The 19774-nt window shown below is 47.9% G+C and carries 23 protein-coding genes and 1 pseudogene; 4 read left to right on the top strand and 20 right to left on the bottom strand.

Going from position 1 to position 19774, the window contains the following annotated elements:
• Nucleotides 1-54: 54 nt before the first annotated feature.
• Entirely contained in the window at nt 55-954 is a 900-nt protein-coding gene (locus PSTEL_RS07835) for an aldo/keto reductase (RefSeq protein WP_038700362.1), read from the bottom strand.
• 550 nt (nt 955-1504) lie between these two features.
• Here PSTEL_RS07835 and PSTEL_RS07830 point away from each other — a divergent pair.
• A complete protein-coding gene (locus PSTEL_RS07830) occupies nt 1505-1864 on the top strand; it encodes a hypothetical protein (RefSeq protein ID WP_038694541.1) in 360 nt (119 codons plus the stop codon).
• A 14-nt stretch (nt 1865-1878) separates the two neighbouring features.
• On the opposite strand, the gene PSTEL_RS26835 is transcribed toward PSTEL_RS07830, so the two are convergent.
• The 14 genes from PSTEL_RS26835 to PSTEL_RS07770 form a co-directional block, all read right to left on the bottom strand.
• Nucleotides 1879-2049 (bottom strand): helix-turn-helix domain-containing protein, encoded by a 171-nt coding sequence (locus PSTEL_RS26835; RefSeq protein ID WP_084064831.1) that lies wholly within the window; start codon nt 2047-2049, stop codon nt 1879-1881.
• Between the two features lie 105 nt (nt 2050-2154).
• A complete protein-coding gene (locus tag PSTEL_RS07825; RefSeq protein ID WP_038694540.1) occupies nt 2155-2712 on the bottom strand; it encodes a hypothetical protein in 558 nt (185 codons plus the stop codon).
• A gap of 334 nt (nt 2713-3046) precedes the next feature.
• On the bottom strand, nt 3047-3535 hold the full coding sequence (locus PSTEL_RS07820) for a pyridoxamine 5'-phosphate oxidase family protein (RefSeq protein ID WP_038694539.1): 489 nt from the start codon (nt 3533-3535) through the stop codon (nt 3047-3049).
• 66 nt (nt 3536-3601) lie between these two features.
• Nucleotides 3602-4879 carry a DUF6179 domain-containing protein gene (locus PSTEL_RS07815; RefSeq protein ID WP_052098269.1) on the bottom strand — a complete coding sequence of 426 codons (1278 nt, stop codon included), beginning with the start codon at nt 4877-4879 and terminating at the stop codon, nt 3602-3604.
• On the bottom strand, nt 4879-4995 hold the full coding sequence (locus tag PSTEL_RS28375) for a hypothetical protein (protein ID WP_245625104.1): 117 nt from the start codon (nt 4993-4995) through the stop codon (nt 4879-4881). Before PSTEL_RS28375 ends, PSTEL_RS07815 begins: the two co-directional genes overlap by 1 nt.
• 420 nt (nt 4996-5415) lie before the next feature.
• Nucleotides 5416-6084 (bottom strand): N-acyl homoserine lactonase family protein, encoded by a 669-nt coding sequence (locus tag PSTEL_RS07805; RefSeq protein WP_245625103.1) that lies wholly within the window; start codon nt 6082-6084, stop codon nt 5416-5418.
• Between the two features lie 364 nt (nt 6085-6448).
• Complete coding sequence (locus tag PSTEL_RS26825) at nt 6449-6619, bottom strand: zinc ribbon domain-containing protein (RefSeq protein ID WP_084064828.1); 171 nt, start codon at nt 6617-6619, stop codon at nt 6449-6451.
• Nucleotides 6616-6885: a hypothetical protein gene (locus PSTEL_RS07800; RefSeq protein WP_038694537.1), complete on the bottom strand. Its 270-nt coding sequence runs from the start codon at nt 6883-6885 to the stop codon at nt 6616-6618. The genes PSTEL_RS26825 and PSTEL_RS07800 overlap by 4 nt, the downstream gene beginning before the upstream one ends.
• Nucleotides 6886-7059: 174 nt before the next feature.
• The gene (locus tag PSTEL_RS07795; protein WP_038694536.1) at nt 7060-7512 is read right to left on the bottom strand and encodes a hypothetical protein; all 453 of its coding nucleotides are present in this window, start codon (nt 7510-7512) and stop codon (nt 7060-7062) included.
• Between the two features lie 66 nt (nt 7513-7578).
• Nucleotides 7579-8499 (bottom strand): hypothetical protein, encoded by a 921-nt coding sequence (locus PSTEL_RS07790; RefSeq protein WP_038694535.1) that lies wholly within the window; start codon nt 8497-8499, stop codon nt 7579-7581.
• A gap of 26 nt (nt 8500-8525) precedes the next feature.
• Nucleotides 8526-9515: a hypothetical protein gene (locus PSTEL_RS07785; RefSeq protein WP_038694534.1), complete on the bottom strand. Its 990-nt coding sequence runs from the start codon at nt 9513-9515 to the stop codon at nt 8526-8528.
• Nucleotides 9512-10450: an NAD-dependent epimerase/dehydratase family protein gene (locus PSTEL_RS07780; protein WP_052098268.1), complete on the bottom strand. Its 939-nt coding sequence runs from the start codon at nt 10448-10450 to the stop codon at nt 9512-9514. Before PSTEL_RS07780 ends, PSTEL_RS07785 begins: the two co-directional genes overlap by 4 nt.
• Before the next feature lie 70 nt (nt 10451-10520).
• Nucleotides 10521-11438, bottom strand: a complete 918-nt coding sequence (locus PSTEL_RS07775; RefSeq protein ID WP_038694533.1) for a hypothetical protein — start codon at nt 11436-11438, stop codon at nt 10521-10523.
• A 25-nt stretch (nt 11439-11463) separates the two neighbouring features.
• Nucleotides 11464-12453, bottom strand: coding sequence for a hypothetical protein (locus tag PSTEL_RS07770; RefSeq protein ID WP_038694532.1), 990 nt, complete (start codon nt 12451-12453; stop codon nt 11464-11466).
• A gap of 183 nt (nt 12454-12636) precedes the next feature.
• Here PSTEL_RS07770 and PSTEL_RS26820 point away from each other — a divergent pair.
• Nucleotides 12637-12822 (top strand): annotated as a pseudogene (locus PSTEL_RS26820) (LysE family translocator); the annotation flags it as partial.
• A gap of 282 nt (nt 12823-13104) precedes the next feature.
• Here the strand turns inward: PSTEL_RS26820 and PSTEL_RS07760 are convergent.
• Nucleotides 13105-13509, bottom strand: coding sequence for a TetR/AcrR family transcriptional regulator (locus PSTEL_RS07760; RefSeq protein WP_179944918.1), 405 nt, complete (start codon nt 13507-13509; stop codon nt 13105-13107).
• 163 nt (nt 13510-13672) lie between these two features.
• Between PSTEL_RS07760 and PSTEL_RS07755 the strand changes: the two genes are divergently transcribed.
• Nucleotides 13673-15124, top strand: coding sequence for an IS1182 family transposase (locus PSTEL_RS07755; protein WP_038692958.1), 1452 nt, complete (start codon nt 13673-13675; stop codon nt 15122-15124).
• Between the two features lie 110 nt (nt 15125-15234).
• On the opposite strand, the gene PSTEL_RS27520 is transcribed toward PSTEL_RS07755, so the two are convergent.
• The 4 genes from PSTEL_RS27520 to PSTEL_RS07745 all read right to left on the bottom strand — a co-directional run bounded on the left by PSTEL_RS27520 (nt 15235) and on the right by PSTEL_RS07745 (nt 18740).
• Complete coding sequence (locus tag PSTEL_RS27520; protein ID WP_156995818.1) at nt 15235-15390, bottom strand: hypothetical protein; 156 nt, start codon at nt 15388-15390, stop codon at nt 15235-15237.
• Between the two features lie 93 nt (nt 15391-15483).
• Nucleotides 15484-15762, bottom strand: coding sequence for a sensor histidine kinase (locus PSTEL_RS28825; RefSeq protein WP_342666577.1), 279 nt, complete (start codon nt 15760-15762; stop codon nt 15484-15486).
• Nucleotides 15675-16190: a hypothetical protein gene (locus tag PSTEL_RS28370; protein ID WP_052098266.1), complete on the bottom strand. Its 516-nt coding sequence runs from the start codon at nt 16188-16190 to the stop codon at nt 15675-15677. Before PSTEL_RS28370 ends, PSTEL_RS28825 begins: the two co-directional genes overlap by 88 nt.
• A 366-nt stretch (nt 16191-16556) precedes the next feature.
• Nucleotides 16557-18740 (bottom strand): alpha-galactosidase, encoded by a 2184-nt coding sequence (locus tag PSTEL_RS07745; RefSeq protein ID WP_038694531.1) that lies wholly within the window; start codon nt 18738-18740, stop codon nt 16557-16559.
• Between the two features lie 171 nt (nt 18741-18911).
• Here PSTEL_RS07745 and PSTEL_RS07740 point away from each other — a divergent pair, with 171 nt between their 5' ends.
• Nucleotides 18912-19739 (top strand): AraC family transcriptional regulator, encoded by an 828-nt coding sequence (locus tag PSTEL_RS07740; protein WP_038694530.1) that lies wholly within the window; start codon nt 18912-18914, stop codon nt 19737-19739.
• Nucleotides 19740-19774 lie beyond the last annotated feature (35 nt).

Here is a 19774-nt window from a genome sequence, read left to right as displayed (position 1 = left end):
AGGCTTCGCGCGGGCTTTCGTCTACATTCTTGTCTATATTCCGTTAATAATCGCTTATATCACATCAAGTGGCACACGGAACGCGGGCTTCGGAAAAGCCTCGTTCAGCCGGACGCTTTCCTCTTTGGACAGCTCGATCAATCCGGCCGAGGCGTTCAGCAGCACATGCTCTCTTGTGGAAGCTTTGGGAATCGCGATCACGCCGCCTTCGCGGATGCTCCATGCGAGCAATACCTGCAAGGGCTGCACTCCATGAGCCTCGGCAATCTCCATTACAGCCGGACTGTTCACCAGCCCTTTGCGGAGAGCGCCGGCCTGCGCGAGCGGAGAGTAGGCCATGATCGGCATCAGCTTGCTCCGCTGCCATGGAAGAAGCTCAACCTCTATGCCCCGGGAGCCGAGATGATAGAGCACCTGATTGGTTGCGCAGTTCGCGCCGCCCTGGACGTCCAGCAGCTCCTTCATATCCTTCGAATCGAAATTCGAAACGCCCCAACGGGAGATTTTCCCTTCCTTGACGAGACGCTCCATGCCCTCCACCGTCTCCTCCAGAGGTACATCGCCCCGCCAATGCAGAAGATACAGATCGAGATGGTCCGTTCCGAGACGCTTCAGGCTTGCCTCGCAGCTTCTTGCCAGCCGGTCTCTCCCGGCATTGTGCGGATAGACCTTGGATACGAGAAAGACGTTCTCCCGAATCCCCCGGATCGCTTCCCCCACAATCGACTCGGACTCGCCATCGCCATACATCTCGGCCGTATCGATCACATTCATACCGAGCTCGACGCCGAGCCGCAGCGCAGCGATTTCTTCCTCTCTGCGAGACGGGTTCTCCCCGATATTCCAGGTTCCCTGGCCGATCGCGGACACCAGCGTACCGTCCGGCAGCTTGACCCGGCGGGCTGCATTCGCCGCTTCAACTTCCTGCTTGCGTACTCCGTTCAAGGAATTCATCATGAATATCGTCTCCTTATCAGTATAGTACTGTTCTCTCCTCTAATCTCGCTTGGATACAGCCCAAGGTTTTATACCCGTTTTGGGCCGTCCTTGACTCAGTTCTTTTCCACAAATTTGAACATTCCGAAAACGGGGTATCAAGAGATCAAAAAGCGGCTTCCGGCTGCACCGGAAACCGCCAATGTTTTACGGATTCATGACGGAGTTATACTCCTGCTGAACCTCTGCTTACACTAAACATTAAAGAAAAACCCGCTGCTCGATTTAGTTTATGAAACACTAAACTGATTTAAACGGATTGAATTTGACGCTCTTATTTTACTGACGATACGCCGTTTTTGTCAATTTGAACTTTTCAACTCTCTTAATTTATTCTAATTTATCTAAAATAAATATTTTATGCGAGAGCATATAATATTAGCTCCAGGTCTCAGCATCTATGCTCGCTGCGGCATGACTTCTTCACTTATCGCCTTTTCCGGCTTTCTTGACTCCCCGGACACTGGTATAATCTAGGTACTTTAAATACAGGGAGAGAATGCCATTTATGAGCATTGGCCTTATTTTTATTGTTGTCATTGTCTTTATACTTGTAAGCTCGATAATGCGCCGCGACGGTCACGGCAAGCAATCGGGAAGCAAACGGTCCAATGATGGAGACGCTGCCATGTTCGCTGCCTCGAATCCGGAACTGTTCGACACTACGCAGGACCGGGAGTCCCCCTCTCACGGGCACAAACATCATAGCGACCATGGGGATAACGGTTGGAATAACAGTCACAGTCATCATTCCGGCAACGGTCATGGCCACAGCGATTTCGGCGGCCATTCCCATGGCGGTCATAGCTTCGGGGATTCCGGCGGTCATTCGGGCGGAGGAGATGCAGGCGGTGGAGGCGGGGACTGAGCGTCCGCGCCGTTTCAGCTGTTGTTGAGCCGTGTTCGGCTGAAAGCCCTGCGGTACTCGGTTGGCGTCACGCCAGCCTGACGTTTGAACCATTTGGCGAACTGTTTGTCATCGTTAACCCCCACGGACACGGCCGCTTCCTTGATGTGAAGGTTCGTGCCTGTCAGCGCCTCTTTTGCCGCCAATCACATATCCTCCGCTTGCTGCGTCCAGCAGCTGACGGGCCAGGATATGCAGCTTGTCGGCAGCGACGCTTCAATCGGCCCATTTATCAGCAGCTCCAATCCATGCTAAAAAGGATTGTAGATCAGGGCCGGGTACTTGTCGGAATACAGGCTGACGGAAGTTATTGCAGCAAGCTCGATCCGGGCCAGAAGCCATTTCTGAACGAGCTGAGGCAGCGGCCCGCCCTTATTGGCAGCGTCCATAATAGCAGACAGAATCGAGGGATCTCTGCAAAATTCCCCATTCCCGTTAAACTCGACAGAGGTCGGGCTGAACGCCTCCAGACTGAGATCGGGGGTATGCTCCTCCTTGTAGAGGAGAACCTCCCCTGATCCGTAGCTAACAGCCAGCCAATTGCCGGCATCCATTCCCGGAACTTCGTAGACAGTTATGCGCTCTGCTTCGCTCAGCTTCTCCCCGAGAACCCGGGCGGTGTAATGCTTCGTCTCGCTTATGTACCTTTTCCCGTTATATAGGCAGACCCTTCCGTTCTCCAGAAGCTCCACCCTGCCCCAGGAACTGTTCAATTCGGTCGTTCTAAGATGAATCAGGGTGATCAACCCGACAAAGATGAATAAAGGGATAGCGACGATCAGTATTTTCTTCACAACAAACCGGTTCATTGCGGAAATTCCCACCATTCACTCTGGAATTCACTTGGCTATTCTATGATTATACCAAATAAATTATGGAAAAAATGATCAAATAATCTGGTTTCAGCAAAATAAGGTCTTCTGTTCGTGATCGACTGAGCTACAAGCGGTCCAGGCTCCTTTCCCGACAAGGAAATTTCTGAAATCGACTTCACGGATCTTCCATCAGGCGCATGGCGTCTCGCCTATGAAATTCCGGCGGAGGCAGGGGATGGAGCAGCCCTGAAGCCCAAAAAGGACAAAGCCCTCACATGGATGTGGGGACTTTGTCCTTTGCCGGGAAGCCGGCTGATTCGAATTTACGCTATAATTCAACAGTCTGGTTGAGATTCGATCGTTCTGTATCCTGGTTCGTGATTCGTCTGAACAAATAGGTCGCCTTCTCGGCCAGATTCCCGCTTTTCCAATATTCAGCCGCCTCGGCATGCACCTGGATCAGAATGACATCAGGGTCATCATAGCCGGTCTTAAGAAAGGCTTCGTAACCTGCATTCCAAAATTCCTTTTTCTTCTCCACATTCTCTACAACCTTGGCCGTGCCGCGAATCGAGACATAGGATTTATCGGCATACACGACGTTAACTCTGGGATCATGAACTATTTCATCGAACTTGCTGGTATCCTTCTTGGTAAGGAACCATAAATCCCCGTCAAATTCGACTTCCTGTGTCTTCATGGGACGGGATACCAATCCTTCGTCCGAAATCGTCGTGAACATCGCTGTATCGATGCCCTTGATCAGCTTACGGACCGTCTCAACAGCTTCCTGGTGACTCTTGTTCAAATCAGACATGCTTATCGCCTCGTTTCTTCCGGATTATAGGTTAGCTTATCCAAAACCCATACCATATATTAACCATTAATAGAACTTAATTGCTTCATAATCAATGATTTCGATAAGCTGCCCGATAACCCGAAGACGCTCGGGACTCAATCCCTGCATAAATGCAATGTAGCGGGTCTTCCATTCCTCATCGCTTCCTTCATGCACTGACACTATGGCTTGAAAATCCAGAGAACCGCTCCGCAGTTCCTCGTACAGAACGATTTTCGCCAGAATAGCGAGTTCCATGTCGCCGAAAAGGCCAAAAAGCGCCTCATACTCATCTCCGTAAAGGATATCCGATTCCAAAACATCCAAATAATCATGGAGCGAATACAGCCGGGATTTAATAAGCCGGGCCTTGTCTTTCTTTTGCCCACATTCCATCACTTCATCCAGCAATTTCCGAAGCTCAACATCGGTCATCCGGTCTTCCGCGTTTAATGAGAATTCTACGGGCTTGATCCGCTCCTCCTGCCGGGTAATGATTACCGCCTGCAAATTGCGGGAATTGGCCGCATGGACGACCCGCTGCACGAGTCCAGCAATGCACTGATTCATGTATTCTCTCAGATGCCGGCTGCCGATCTGCAGTTCTCTCTGGAGACGGTGTACCGCCTCTTGGATGATGAATTGAATTTGCTCCGGAGGCGCTAGAGTCAATATCCGCTCCAACTGTTCAAGTTGATAGGCCGAAATTCTAACCTGCCCTGCCTCCATGCCGGACACAATGGAAAAGACCTCATTATTCAGCATCAGCTCATACATATTGAACAATTCGATCCGGTAATCAAACCTGCACACTCTCCCGAAACTCACCAGCGTATCCAGAAGGTCTTTGTGTTCGAACAGCTGAATAAATTCCGTCTCGATATGAAGCCGCTCCAAATATTGTTTCATGTAAAAGACGCCCTGCAGCCGCATATCGTCTCTCGCGAGTGGATAATCAATGCTAGCCATCGTGTTATGTGCATCAAAAACAATTCCGTATTTCTTCATAAAAACGGGCACAGACTCGTCTATCGTCATATTGTAGGCATCCACCGGAACATCCAGCTTGTTTTTTCTGATTATGCCATACAGCCGCTTGGTCTCTTCAAAGCATCTGCTTACTGTCTCGACACCTTGTTCATAAAGACTTGGAATTTCAGCCGTTTTCAGGTAGACAATCGCCTCCTCGGGCGATTCCAGGCTATGAAAGTATGCATCTACTGCATATAGCATAGAGGTGAAGATGCTTTCCGCCGTCTCTACTGTAACCGAAGAGCTCTCCCCCTGGGTATAGCGCTTGATCAGGTTCTGCAGGAGAAGCATCAGCCTGCTCTGAATGCCGTAAATACCTCTCTCCGAAAAACCTCGGCATACTCTTCAAGCCTGCTCTTCATCAAATCCAGAGAGCCTCCGCAGTCTTCGTCATAAAGCTCCCTCATTAGTTCGATCAATCTGGAGTCGCCGATTTTATCCTCGGTTGATTTCTGGCAGCGATCATTTGCCTTGCTTCATCCGGAGACAGGACAAGCCCAAATGATTGGGTCTTCTCATTCAGCTCTAGGATCTGGATTACAGCCTGTTCCTGCATCGAATTATTCAAGGAGTAGAATAGGCGCGATAAAAACATAAGGTTCCCTCCCTCTCTCGATCCCAAGCATTTTATCAGGGGATAAATTCCATAAAAATAATTCTTGACTTTCGTATTATTTTATGTTATAATTTTTAATTAATTATGTTATAATAATATATTACTTAGTCCTTATGTTGTCAAACAAATTTTACTTTTTCATATAAAACACCCCTTACAGTTTTCATTGGTTTTTCCAATGTCCGCTATAAGGGGTGTTTTTGCGCTGTATTTATATTTCAATCAAATGCGGCTTAACATCAGGGTCATGATTGGCGATGACGTCCAGGCAGTCCGGCCTTAAGCTCATTTCTTTTACCCAATGCAAAGATTCCTTAGCTTGTTGTTGACTAACCGTAAATCCCGGAAGAATCATATTCTCCCAGGATTTTTTGGCGTAGCCGGTATCGGCTGCCAGCAGCAGGAATTGCCCGTTTCTTTGTATAAGGGTTGAAGTCAAGCCCGTGGAATGTCCAGGGGTATGAATGAACATAACCGAACCATCGCCAAATAAATCAAAAGCTCTTTGCTGCGGTCCGTATTCCGATGCTTTCATTGTGAATGTGTTCACAAAAAGCCCCGCCCATGTATGCCGAAGGTAGCGCAGACCGCCTTTCGACGCTGCCTGCCATTCCAGACCGCTGGTCAAAAATTGTTTCGCTTCACTTATTAATTTAAGTCCGCTGGTATGATCGATATCCATATGGCTCAAGATGACATAGTCCAAATCCTTCGCTTTGATCCCCCTGCTTAGGAGCTGCTCATGAACAGCCTGTCCTTCTGGAAGAATCGCTTTGCTGACTTTATGGCCAATTCTCCCCAAATACTTGATCTGGTTACCGCGCACATCGGTATGCCAACCTGTATCAATTAAGACAAGCCCTTTGGGATGCTCGATCAAATAGGCCGAAACCGGAATTGTAACCTGATGCTACTTGAACGGAAGATTCCTGCAGGAGCAAGAGGATTCCATGTATGTTGTCTAAATGGGACGGCGATATCAGTCTGAACTTGACCGTAGTGCAGAATGTGAACCTTTATTGAATCGGACATTGGAATCCCCCCACTTAGCTAACACTTGAAGTGTGGAATTCTTGGGTAATCCCTTCTACTGAGGGGAATTCATATCGATATTTTCTCACGAAATATCGTATACCAATCGATCCCTGCGGTTCCCGCAGTTTTCCAAAGGAACATCTGTACGGGTCATTCCCACCGTTGTGTGATGCCTTATCAAAGTATCTAAGGAACGGTGGTCTTGACGTTTAAACACCAAGACTTTTGATGTTATGTGCGGCATTTTCATCTCGATCATGATGGGTATGGCACAATGGACATGTCCATTGTCTCACAGACAACTTCTTTACTTCGGGATGGATCGTGCCGCATACATGACACCTTTGGCTCGTTGGAGCGAATGTATCCGCTACCTTCACCTTTCGTCCATACCATTCCGTTTCCGTGGACGCTTGCCAGCTGACATCCCGTTGAACAGCTCCAGATTGTTGATCATGGTATCAGCCGTTCTGCCATTCTTGTACAGGCGCATGATCAGCAAATCGCTGTCATGTACGATGGACCCGACGGCAGGGACTCCGGCACGGGCAGAGATGGCTATGCCAAGCGCATCCAAATCATCGATATCCTGCTCATCCAGCTTCTCGTCGTAGACGGAGATCCATCTGTCGGAAGAAACGTTCACAATCAGGGAACGGTCAGCTGAGTCTGCATCGCTCGCCTCCTCGTATTCCGTTCCAATCAGCCTGCCTTTATGGCAAGCAGCACTTCCTCAAGCAGTTCGGTGTTATTCTTGGCTCCAATGAACACTTGAATATTTGAAAGAAACGTACCCAATATACACACCCCTATGGTCTGCCTACCAACCCGGAGTATTGAAGATAATGTAGGGTTGATCAAAGAAGTATATCGCTCCAGCCTGAATTGCTATTGCAACAAGAATAAGCAGAATTGAATATACAACACGGGAAACTTTAGCTACATTAAAGAACCTATTAATCGCAATAAATGCCAGAGCGTAAACGGGCATAGAAAAGAGAGTAATCACTGCATTCAGTAAACCATCTATGAATTGCGCCTCATAATGTTCTGGATAGGTCTTTAGAAAATAATTATTTACCAACAATGGAATTATTATGGACAAGATGCTCTCGATAATTATGATAAGTATTTTTTGATTTCTCCGTAGTTTCTTTCGAATAACCGACCTTGAGATTAGAAAAACCATGAAGGCTAATATTAGTGCTACGAACAAAACAATTTCGTTCACTTTGATCTCCATTCTTGGAACTATTTTGAACATCCAATTCATCTAATCATATATTCGTGAGCACACAAAATAATCCTGCCCTTCCCCGGACAGGATTGTTGTCAGACATCAGCCGCGATAGCTGTATCTCTCTTCCGTTGTGATAGGAGTGCCATCGATGTGATAGTCATAGCTCCAGGGGATCTGTGAGAACTCCTCTTCCCCCATAACGACCAGTTCTTCCTTAAAGAGCCGGAGCAGCTCATACAGCGAGTTCTCATGATCGGGAATGCATGCTTCCAAATGAAACTGTAGAGCCCCGCTTAATCCGGAATAGTGGAAGCATACGAAAGGAAGACCCTGTTCAAGCCAATAACGCCCGTCTCTGGCCGAGATGATCTTCCGGCTGGGTTCGTGCAGATTCCAGTAGGCGACATTGTACCCCGGGTGTTTCCATACCGTAATGTCAAAGTAAGCGGGCGCGAGATCCATCCATTTCTGATCCACAAAAAGATAAGGCGCATGAAGATATCCGTGGCTGTACAGCCGCTGTCCCCACCATTCCAGAAAACGCATCGTTTCCTCCGACCGCCGAAGCGCCAAAAAGCCGGTGCAAAAGACGCCCACCCAAAAATAGCTCCACGGCTCTCCGCACGGCCCCAGCAAGTTAGGTGACAGCAGAATGTTATGATATTCCAGGGCAAACAGCAGATCGTCGAATGGAGCGTAAGGGATAACATCCGTATCCATGAATACGATGTTAAGTTCATCCGGGTTCCGGTCAAACAGAAATCGGAAAAATGCCGGTTTAATGGAGGTTACCGCCTCCAGAAGATTGTATTTAAGAAGATTGGTTTCAAAATCGGGGATTCCCAACTCCTTGGCCAAAATGACTTCGTCGAACCATGGAACGTTAAGGACTGCCGGATGCATCGACCTCTCCACAAGACAGATAACAATCCGGGCATACGGCATGTGATATTTTGTCATTCTTGCCATCACTTTCGCCTCATGCAGATTGTCTGCACAGGTCACCGAGCAGATGATCATGGCTCCTCCCCCTCTCCATACGGTAATCAGAATATACGATCATTAGAAAGTGCGAAGGGATCGGCTTCCATTGAACGATGTTTTTTGGCCTCCCGGTAGCGTAATCGGGTCTCATCCGATATTTTCTCCCCGCTGTAGAAAGAGTCATAACTCCAGGAGGAAGCTGCATGCCAGGGAAGCAATGATTCCAGCTCCTGCTTGTAGCTCTTCCACATTTGTGCGTATACCCAGTTGTCCGGAATGTAGGTGTTCATACAGTTGTCCAGTAATCCGGCAAAATTATTGAAGTTCACGCAGCGGAGCGGGGTCCTGTCGGTCAGGAAATACTGATCTTCTACCCAGTAGAGTGCTCTGCAGCGTTCATGCAGGTTCCAGAATGCCAGGTTGTATCCGGGATGACGAAGAATGCCCAAGTGAAAAAAAATAGGAACTGAATTCAGGTAAGGCTGGTCGATATACAACCCTCTTGGCTGTTCGTAAAAATCGCCTGAAGTCATCTCCACCCACCAGTCCGCAAAGCGACGACCCCCATCGCTGTTTCTAACGCCTACCAGTGCGCTGCTAAAGGTCCCGTCCTGCAGCGTCCCAATCTCGCGGGAGCAATCCCAGGGAGCAGAGGGCTCCAGATGATGGGGAGTCAGCACAACATCATAATAGGTAAGCATTGCCCATATTTCACTGAACGGCTTGAGTGCATACATCTCCGGATCGAGATACACAATCTGCTCCTCCGCCGGAAAGGCTTTGAGCAGATAGCTTATCAGTCGTCCTTTCATCGCCGTGGCGCATTGGAGGGAGTTAAACTTGAACATATACCCTTCAAAATCGTGGAACCCGATATAGGCTGAAATATCCCTGGCCGTAAAAATCCAGTCAATATCCGGCAGCGGTTCTGCCGGGTATCGTTCCACCAGGCACACTACTATGGTTGTTTCAGGCATTATTCGCTTTACAGAAGCCGCCATCAGCCTCGCTTGGGGTAATCCTGAAGCATTGACTACCGTTCCTATTATCATATTGGACGAGCCTCCTTGTTCCACTCTTTTCTTTGCCATTCAGCGGTCATCTTCACTCCCACTTTGAACGGCACTTTAGTTTTATACCCCGTGTCTGTATATAAATTTTTATTGTAAAGATCCTTCTTAGTCATATAGACTCCGTTATAAATATGTTTTCCAAAACCTAGAGTGAGATTAGGGTTTACGATCTCCTTTAATTCCTCTAAATACTTCTTCAAAGGGACAACCCGCTCACTTCCAATTATATAATCGTTATAACTAATTCCCTTCTCTGCAATAATCCGATAGGCTCTTACAGCGTCAGTGATATAGATGAAATTATATAAATGCTCGCCTTTTGTTAAGGCCGGTTCCTCGCCATTAATCAGCTTTTGTATGACACTGTTAATTAATCGATTCGAGGTTTCACCAACACCATAAGTATTGGTAAGAAACGGCCAGAAAAAGTCTATCTTCGTTTTATTGGCTTTTAGCTTACAGAAAAAATGGCTTGCCAATTTTGCTGTTTTATACGCGTTTCCCTGATTAGTAACCTCTTGGCTTTTCTGCATTTCAACCAAACATTCTCTTTCCTGGATACTTCCCGCTCCTATGAAACGTGTGCAGTTGGTTTGATTGGCTAATTCCATCGCATCGAGAGCGTACTCAATATTTCTTATTTGCACAATATAATTAGATTGATATTCACTGTAGACTCCTTCCCAGCCTAGATGAAAAAAATAATCATAGTTTTCATTAATGCTTTTGCCAGCATTTTTCAGATCAGATAAGTCACATTCTAGAATCTCTACATCGCTTAAATTTTCTAATCTGTATCTATTATTTGAATTAGGCCGAATAATCGCCAATACTCGATATCCGTTATTAATTAATTCTTTTACAAGATAGCTCCCGATAAATCCAGTTGCACCCGTAACAATAGCTTTCTTCACAAAGATCGCCTCCCACCTTTTGAAGCATCTTGGGAAAGAGTGTATTATCGAGCTCTCTCCAGTCCATCACTCAGCCGCGATAGCTATTTCTCTCTTCCGCTGTGATAGGAGTGCCATCCATGTGATAGTCATAGCTCCAGGGGATTTGTGAAAGCTCCTCTTTCCCCATAATCCAAAGTTCTTCCTGAAAGAGCCGGACCAGCTCATACAGCGAATTCTCATGATCGGGAATGCATCTTTCCAAATGGTAATGTAGAGACTTGCTTAATCCGGAATAATGAAAGCTTACGAAAGGAAACTCCTGTTCAAGCCAATAACGCCCGTCTCTGGCCGAAATGATCTTCCGGCTGGACTCGTGCAAATTCCAGTAGGCGACATTGTACCCCGGGTGTTTCCATACCGTAATGTCAAAGTAAGCGGGCGCGAGATCGATCCATTTCTGATCACAATTAAAGGGGGCTTGGTTATACCCGTAGCTGTACAGCCGCTGTCCCCACCATTCCAGAAAACGCATGGTTTCCTCCGATCGCCGAAGCGCCAAAAAGCCGAGGTTAAAGAAACCCACCGATAAATAGATCCACGGATCCCTAAACGGCTCTATCAGATGAGGGGACAGCAGGATGTTATGATATTCCAGGGCAAACAGCAGATCATCGAATGGAGCGTAAGGGATGACGTCGGTATCCGTGAATACGAGGTTGAGTTCATCCGGGTACCGGTCAAACAGAAAACGGAAAAGATCCGGTTTAATGGAACATACCGCTTCCATAAGGTTGTATTTTAGAATGTTGGTTTCAAAGTCGGGAATTCCCAAATCCCTGGCCAAAATGACTTCGTCGAACCATGGAACGTTAAGCGCTGCCGGATGCATCGACCTCTCCACAAGACAGATGACAACCCGGGCATACGGCATATGGAATTTTGTCATTCTTGCCATCACTTTCGCCTCATGCAGATTGTCTGCACAGGTCACCGAGCAGATGATCATGGTGCTCCTCCTCTTCATACGGTATTCAGAATTGGGTTTCATTAGCAAGTGTGAAGGGATTGATCTCGATCGGGCGGTATAATTGGGCCTCGCGGTAGCGCAATCGGGTCTCATCCGATATTTTCTCCCCGCTGTAAAAATAGTCGTAGCTCCAGGGAGAAGAGGCATGCCAGGGAAGCAATGATTCCAGCTCCTGCTTGTAGCTCTTCCACATTTGTGCATAAACCCAGTTATCCGGAATGAAGGCGTTCATACAGCTGTCCAGTAATCCGTCCAAATTCTTGAAGTTCGCGCAGTGAAGAGGGGTCCAGTCAGTCAGGAAATACTGATTCTCTACCCAGTACAGCTCTCTGCAGCGTTCATGCAGATTCCAGAATGCCAGATTGTATCCGGGATGACGCAGGATGCCTGTATGGAAGCAGCTGGGGACGAAATTCAGATAAGGCTGGTCGATGTACAGCCCGTTCGGCTGTGCATGAACATCGCCTGATGTCATCTTCACCCACCAGTCCGCAAAATAACGTCCTCCGTCGCTGTTTCTAACCCCGACCAGAGCGCTGTTAAAGGTCCCATCCACCAGTGTCCCGATTTCGCGGGAGCAATCCCAAGGGTCAGAGGGCTCAAGATGATGGGGAGTCAGCACAACATCATAATAGGTAAGCATGGCCCATATTTCACTGAACGGCTTGAATGCACACATCTCCGGATCAAGATACACAATCTGCTCCTCCTCCGGAAAGGCTTTGAGCAGATAAGCGGTCAGCTGGGGCTTCATCGCCGCTGTGCATTGGAGAGAGTTGAATTTAAACATATGCCCTTCAAAATCGGGGAACCCGATATAAGCCGAAATATCCTTAGCCGTAAAAATCCAGTCGATATCCGGCAGCGGCTCAACCGGGTATTGCTCCACCAGGCAGACTACTATAGTTGTTTCAGGCATAATCCGCTTAACAGAAGCCGCCATCAGCCTCGCTTGGGGTAATCCTGAAGCATTGACTACCGTTCCTATAATCATATTGGACGAGCCTCCTTGCTCTGGGATTCCATTCGATTGATTGTGACGCTATATTCTATGAACAAGAGAGTTGATGGCTTGTGCAGATGAACAAATCCATCCGCCGGCTTCCCGCAATAATGTACTATATGGCGTTCCACTAGGGATGTAGGATATGAGAAGGACTTGAAAGGAGAATTCTCAAATTCGGGAACCAAAAAGGCTATGAAATATACGTATGGGGCAACGATTGGCTTTGGCTTATTGCTTGTTATTTCCGCTATGTGGAACTCGATTCTTGTTACGATCCTGCCCAAAATATTAATTGCAATGCAGGTAATAGGAAGCCTGTATATGTTCTATCTTGCCTATCAGATCTTCAAGACGGAGCACGCCCAAGAATTAGATCCCTTAATGCATTTCATTCAACCCATTAACGCAACCATATCCGGAGTCTCTGCCATTAGTGTCTTTCACTCCTCTTCATTGCGAGATACTATACACTATGAACAAATGAACCAATGGCTTGTGCAAATGGACAGCTTCATCCGCTGATATATAGAAAAGAGACTTTCCATCCGGAAAGTCTCCTTTAATGCTTCTTCCATTTCGCTTTGCAGGTAGATATCCCCACCCAGCCTCTCCAGCCATAGAAATTCTAAAGCAGCATAACTATTGTTTCTTGAAAGTGTTAATCAGCCGTTCCATATACTGCTTCATCTTGATTGTCAGATCAAAGTCGCCGTCATGGAGGCACCAATTGTAGATCACTCCACGGGCAGCTATAAACAGGAACTCCGTAATATCCTCGGATGATATCTGATTATCCAGTTCACCGGAAGCCTGCCTCTTCTCGATGATGGCCTGCAGCGTAGTTTGCATATAACGGCCCTTCGCAATAAACAGCTTATTATTCGTTGTATATAGCTGCTTGATCGTTTCCAGCCCCATATTCTCATTATAATCGGCATAAACCTCGAAATAGTGGACTAGCTCTTCTTGCGCATCCCGGGATTCAGACACAGCTTTATATTTCTCATCAAAATAGCTGTCTGCCTGCTCGTACATTTCAACCAATATATCGCTCTTCGTCTTGAAGTAATTATAAAAAGACCCGACTGAAACCCGAGGCCACTGAAAAAGTCCATCTCATAGAAAAAGGTACAGTCTTTCAATTAAATTGAAGAGGCTGTACCTTTTTCTGTATAATGGAGTCATAACGAAAAGCGGGTGAGTGCGGATGATACGGCAACAACAAACTTTAATCCTGAGTCCTTACGCGGCATTGTATGACATCGTTGTACCAAAGGACAATATGCTTCGTCAAATTAACGATTTGGTGGACTTCACTTTCATATACGAGGAACTCGAAAAGAAATACTGCTTGGACAATGGACGCAACGCCATTGACCCTATTCGCATGTTTAAATACTTGCTTCTGAAGGCAATCTTTGAATTGTCTGACGTAGATATTGTTGAGCGTTCAAAGTACGACCTCTCGTTCAAATTTTTTCTTGGCATGGCACCAGAAGACTCGGTAATCGACCCCAGTTCTCTGACGAAATTCCGTAAACTGCGGTTGAAAGACATGAATCTCTTGGACATGCTCATTGGTAAGACCGTAGAACTTGCCATCGAGCAGAATATCCTGAAGAGCAACTCCATCATCGTCGACGCAACGCATACGAAAGCACGCTACAACCAAAAAACGCCCCAAGAAATTTTGCAAGACCGTGCACGTAAATTACGAAAAGCCGTGTATACCATGGATGAATCGGCCAAGGCCAAGATGCCGGCAAAGAATACGACGAGCGAACTCGAGGATGAACTTACATACTGCCAAAAACTCGTCCACTTCATCGAAAACGAGAGCGGCATTGCACAGGTGCCCAAAATTCTGGAGCCGCTCAACCTGCTAAAAGAAACGGTTGCGGATGATGTTGAGCAGCTTCGTTTGGCGGCAGATCCGGATGCGCGCGTGGGACATAAGAGTGCAGATTCCGCGTTTTTTGGATACAAAACTCATCTTGCGATGACCGAAGAACGGATCATTACAGCGGCTGTAATTACAACAGGCGAACAGAATGACGGCAAGCAATTGCAGACGCTCATCGAAAAGAGCGTAGCGGCTGGCATGCAGGTCAAAACGGTGATTGGGGATACAGCCTATTCAGAAAAAGGAAATATTGCTTACACGAAAACAAATGAAATTGAACTGGTTTCCAAACTAAATCCGCTCATTACGCAGGGCGCGCGAAAGAAAGAAGACGAATTTTTGTTCAACAAAGATGCAGGCATGTACGTATGTCCAGCTGGACACATGGCCATTCGGAAGGCTCGGCAAGGCAAGAAGGGCGAGGGCCAAAACCAGCAGACTACCTATTATTTTGATGTGGATCAATGCAAGCGTTGCCCGCTTAGGGAAGGCTGCTACAAAGAAGGAGCCAAGAGCAAGACCTACTCCGTAACGATTAAATCTGAAGAGCACACGGAGCAGATGGCGTTCCAGGAAACGGAGTATTTTAAGACAAAAGCGAAGGAACGTTACAAAATTGAAGCGAAGAACAGTGAGCTTAAACATGGACACGGGTATGATGTAGCGATATCCTCGGGTCTGCTTGGCATGCAGTTACAAGGTGCGATGGCCATATTTGCTGTAAACCTAAAACGAATATTAAAGATAGCAGAGTAAGGATAAGGAGCAATACGCCCCTAAAAAGAAGACACCCTCCCCCATATACTGGGAATGGATGTCTTTTTTACGTATTCACTTCTCACCAAGATTGAAAAACTGTAAGTTCTTCAGCGGCCTCCTGAAACCCCGGCCTCCTTACAAATTTCTCCGATTTTAATCTCCTCTAAATCCTTTGTCTTCATCAGACGCAAGGCGCTGTTATAGATTTCTTTCTTCGTTTGTATGCTTTGAAGCTGTCGCGAATTTAATTTCTTGGGGGACATGATCGTTCTCCGCTCTATATATATTTGATGTGAATTGTATCAAATTATTCCCTTAGGAGGATTATCGCATGAAGGAAGAACACAAAATCTTATTTACCCCAATGACAATCGGCAAGCTGGAGCCTTAAGAACAGATTTGTTATGTCTCCTATGGGCCCTGGAGGTCTGTGTGATGCGGACGGTTCCTTCTTCGCGGTTATCAAGGCCATGAATGATGGCGTTTTCCACCAGGGGTTGAATGATCATCGGAGGGACCGGTATGTCCGCAAGCTCCGGATCAACCGTCAAGCGATATTCCAGACGGTCTTCATACCGGAACTTTTCGATATCCAGATAACAGCGCACACGCTCAAGCTCTTCGCGGAGAGGAATATTGTCGTTGCCACTTTGGACATAAGCTTGCTTAAACGGAGAAGCCTGCCTGATAACAGCGAGGCGGAAGCGTAGATAAGCACAACTGCAAATATCAGACTGGCCGTTATCACGACTGCGCCGAGCCGGAACACTTGATTGGCATCGCGGGTAATATCGGACACAGTAAAAATGGAAATAATCCGAAGACCGTTCCAGCTATTCTCCGGATTCAGATTGGCGATAACCACCTTGGAGGATTTGCCATTGACGACTGTATTGTAGCTTCCTTCCTGACGGGAGAGTATCTTCTCATCCCCTTCAATATCAGCCAGATTCTTCCCGTACATCCCCGCTTCATTGGAGCCGACGACCCGATTCCGGTTATCCACGATCAATGTGGTGAACGACTCCTGGTCCAGAATCGAGCTTAATTGCTGTTTATCCACATTAATGACCAGAACTCCTTTTCATCCCATTGAATCCACCGGAAATGAGCGGGTTTAATTTTGGGTGGCCACCCGCATCATCCGGTTATCTACAGTTAAGCGGTAGGATATGTCGAGCGGCACTTTAATCAGCTCTTCCGTCCGTTTTCGGACACGCTCAACATTGTTCGTTACTTGCAGCAGCCGAAATGAACGTAATCGCCAATTTCTTCTTCATTTTCATGTCGTTCATCATTCGGATAAAAAACATGGCTAACCCTCCAGGAAAAATTCGGCCGCTGCGCACAAAATGCCCCTTTTCGCACAAAAAGGGGCAAGGTTTTATTGACGTATTTTACTGCTTCGGGCATAGACAGCTTCCGTGCATCAAGCTTTCCCGGGATTTACTGCCCGGATTCGGAACCAGCCGCTTTCATAATCCTTCTGCTCATAGGCAAGGGGCAGTCCCAAGTGCATCAGTCTGTCTCCACCAATGATCGGCTTGTCTTCGCTGTCTCCGGACTGAACCTCATATTCGAGCTCCGGATGAAGCCCGGCCAGCCGCAGATATCTCTGTGGCGGGTGCGGCACCGCCATCACCTGGAAATGGTAGACAAGCGCTTCCTCTTTATTCTCGGAGACGAACATCCAGGCCGACTCGTTGCCTTCGAATGGACTCTTCAGGCGGTACAAATCACCCTTCTGGACTAAACCGCGAATCTCCTTGTAGGCTGCAACCTGGCGCTTGACGATCTCTTTCTCCTCTTCGGTAAATTTCGTAAGATCAAGCTCATACCCGAAGTTTCCGGACATCGCAACATCGCCCCGGAACTCAAGGGGAGTCATCCGCCCGACCTGATGGTTCGGCACGGCCGATACATGCGCTCCGATTGCGCTTGCGGGATACACCAGACTGGTGCCGTATTGAATCTTCAGCCGCTCCACTGCATCGGTATTATCGCTGGTCCAGGTCTGCGGCATGTAATAGAGCATACCGGGATCGAACCGGCCTCCTCCGCTGCAGCAGCTCTCGAAGAGAATATCCGGAAATGCGGTGGTGATGCGCTCGAGCAGCTCATACACGCCGAGAACGTAACGGTGGGCGGTCTCACTCTGGCGTTCCGGCGGCAGCTCGGCAGAGCCGATTTCCGTCAGGCACCGGTTCATGTCCCATTTCACATAGGAGACCGGCACACTGGAGAAAATGGCGGAAAGCGAGTCATAGATATAATCGCGCACTTCCTGGCGGGTATAATCCAGCACCAGCTGCCATCTCGCTTCGCTGCGTCTCCGTCCCGGAACATGAAGGCACCAGTCCGGATGCTTCCGGTACAACTCGCTGTCCGGCGAGATCATCTCGGGCTCGACCCAGAGCCCGAATTTCAGGCCCAGCCGGTTGATGCGTCCCGCAACATCCGCAAGGCCACCCGGAAGCTTCCGGCGGTCCTCAACCCAATCGCCGAGAGACGAATTGTCAGAATCCCGTTTACCGAACCAGCCGTCATCCAGAACAAACAGCTCAATGCCCAGCTTGGCTCCCTCTTCTGCTATCGACACCAGCTTATCCGCATTAAAGTTAAAGTAAGTAGCTTCCCAGTTATTGACGAGTATCGGCCGTTCCTGATCCCGATATTTCCCCCGGCACAGCCGGGTCCGATACAGACGGTGATACGTCCGCGACAGTTCTCCCAGTCCTTGTCCGGAGTATACCATAACCGTCTCAGGTGTCTGGAAGCTCTCCCCCGGAGTCAGGAGCCACGCAAAATCAAACGAATTGACGCCGATGTTAAACCGCGTGGAGCCGAACGAATCCACTTCCGCACTCGCTTCAAAGCCGCCGCTGTAGACAAGGCTGAAGCCATAAGCGTCACCTTGGTATTCCGTCGTTTGAGGAGTGACCAGTGCGGCAAAAGGATTGAATTGATGGCCGCTCATGCCTCGCTTGCTATCGAACCTTGTCTCGCCTTGATGAAGCGGTTTGCGGGTAATATTGCCTTCCCGTGCCCAGGCGCCTGTCAGGTACGTGATCTCGAAATCGCGGGTGCCCTGGAAATCAACACTGGCACTCAGGGCACGGCGAAGCCGCAGCTTCTTGTCCCCCTCATTAACCAGACGGGCCGAGCGAACGATGGCGTTGCGGTCACTGAAAATGCTGTAGCTTAGCACAACTTGGAGACCTGAATACGCATCCACTAATTCCAGTTCAAGCGTATCCGCTTCAGCCTCGTCCTCGACATATACGGCCGGAAATCCGGTCAGGGATGGCTTTCCCTTAATGATGCGGTAGCCTGCATATTTCAACTCCGTAATGCGCGTGCCATCTTCAAGCTCAGCCTGGTACGCCGGATTCCGGAAGTCTCCGCTCCCGTATTGCGGGTATTCCTGCGGCAGCCGATCCAAACCTGCTTTTTTCGGAGTATGGATCAGCAGATCGGACATCGGTTCCCGGTGCTTCAAACGGTTTCCCCAATATACATGTACCGGGTACCCCTCTACGATTTGAAAAATATAGCTCATGCCGGATGATTGCAGATGAAACAATCCGGTTTGCTCCTGGACGATAATGCTCATTGCCAATTACCCCTTCTTTCCAGTTAACATGGTTTAATACTTGATAACCTCATGCAAGATGTCAGTCAGTACTACACAAAATAATATATTAGATTCAGATATAGAGTACATGGCATAGTACTCACTAAATATGTTATAATGCTGGATATTTTTCGTTGAGGAGTTTTTATTGTGATCGAATATTTGCCACGCAGCAAACAGCATCCCGAACTGCACCTGACCCAATTTGGCATGGAGGACTGTACGCCGGGCCATTTCTTTGGGCCTGCTGTACGGAGCCACTATTTGCTTCACTATGTCTTAAGCGGTGAGGGAGTCTTTGAAGTCGGCGGTATCCAATACCGCTTGCGGAAGGGGCAGGGCTTTTTAATTTTTCCCGATATCATCACCTACTATCAAGCCGATCCAGCCAACCCCTGGTCTTATTGCTGGTTTGGCTTTGATGGGACTTCGGCGAAACTGCTTCTCAAGCAAGCGGGTCTGTTGAAGACTTCCCCGATCTTTCACTATGACGCAGATGATAGGATTTACCGGTATTTGCAGTTGATGAACGATTCGAGAGAATTCGGCAAAGCCCGGGAGACGAGGCTGACTGGGCTGCTCTATTTATTGTTATCACTGCTCGTGGAATTCGGTCCGGCGGCTTCCCCTGAACTTAAGGAGACGCGGGCGGAGATTTATGTGGAGAAGGTAAAGGACTTTATCGAAATGAACTATCCCCAGAAAATTACGATTGAGGACATCGCTCAGTTCATTGGACTTAATCGAAGCTATTTGTGCTCGTTATTCAAACAACGGCTGCAACTAAGCATTCAGGATTACCTGATTCGCTATCGAATCAATAAGGCTTGTGAAATGATGGGTAACGCAGAGCTTTCAATAGCAGATATTTCCCGGTCAGTCGGTTATAACGATGCTTTACTGTTCTCTAAAATTTTCAAAAAGGTGAAGGGCTCCTCCCCCAAGCATTACCGGGCCGAAGCCTATGCCAAGAACTGAGACCATCGCCGAAAGCCTATTTTCCCCAAAAAAGA

The organism is Paenibacillus stellifer (assembly GCF_000758685.1).
Classification (GTDB): domain Bacteria; phylum Bacillota; class Bacilli; order Paenibacillales; family Paenibacillaceae; genus Paenibacillus_AQ; species Paenibacillus_AQ stellifer.
This window is presented reverse-complemented; position numbering and strand designations above follow the sequence as displayed.

Bases quoted from the DNA above. Each gene is read 5' to 3' on its own strand.
- PSTEL_RS07790 (WP_038694535.1), bottom strand. From the start codon at position 8,499: ATGATCATCTGCTCGGTGACCTGTGCAGACAATCTGCATGAGGCGAAA.
- PSTEL_RS07755 (WP_038692958.1), top strand. From the start codon at position 13,673: ATGATACGGCAACAACAAACTTTAATCCTGAGTCCTTACGCGGCATTG.
- PSTEL_RS07830 (WP_038694541.1), top strand. From the start codon at position 1,505: ATGAGCATTGGCCTTATTTTTATTGTTGTCATTGTCTTTATACTTGTA.
- PSTEL_RS07815 (WP_052098269.1), bottom strand. From the start codon at position 4,879: ATGCTTCTCCTGCAGAACCTGATCAAGCGCTATACCCAGGGGGAGAGC.
- PSTEL_RS07785 (WP_038694534.1), bottom strand. From the start codon at position 9,515: ATGATAATAGGAACGGTAGTCAATGCTTCAGGATTACCCCAAGCGAGG.
- PSTEL_RS07825 (WP_038694540.1), bottom strand. From the start codon at position 2,712: ATGAACCGGTTTGTTGTGAAGAAAATACTGATCGTCGCTATCCCTTTA.
- PSTEL_RS07745 (WP_038694531.1), bottom strand. From the start codon at position 18,740: ATGAGCATTATCGTCCAGGAGCAAACCGGATTGTTTCATCTGCAATCA.
- PSTEL_RS07835 (WP_038700362.1), bottom strand. From the start codon at position 954: ATGAATTCCTTGAACGGAGTACGCAAGCAGGAAGTTGAAGCGGCGAAT.
- PSTEL_RS28375 (WP_245625104.1), bottom strand. From the start codon at position 4,995: ATGAGGGAGCTTTATGACGAAGACTGCGGAGGCTCTCTGGATTTGATG.
- PSTEL_RS07795 (WP_038694536.1), bottom strand. From the start codon at position 7,512: ATGAATTGGATGTTCAAAATAGTTCCAAGAATGGAGATCAAAGTGAAC.
- PSTEL_RS07775 (WP_038694533.1), bottom strand. From the start codon at position 11,438: ATGATCATCTGCTCGGTGACCTGTGCAGACAATCTGCATGAGGCGAAA.
- PSTEL_RS07820 (WP_038694539.1), bottom strand. From the start codon at position 3,535: ATGTCTGATTTGAACAAGAGTCACCAGGAAGCTGTTGAGACGGTCCGT.
- PSTEL_RS27520 (WP_156995818.1), bottom strand. From the start codon at position 15,390: ATGTCCCCCAAGAAATTAAATTCGCGACAGCTTCAAAGCATACAAACG.
- PSTEL_RS07770 (WP_038694532.1), bottom strand. From the start codon at position 12,453: ATGATTATAGGAACGGTAGTCAATGCTTCAGGATTACCCCAAGCGAGG.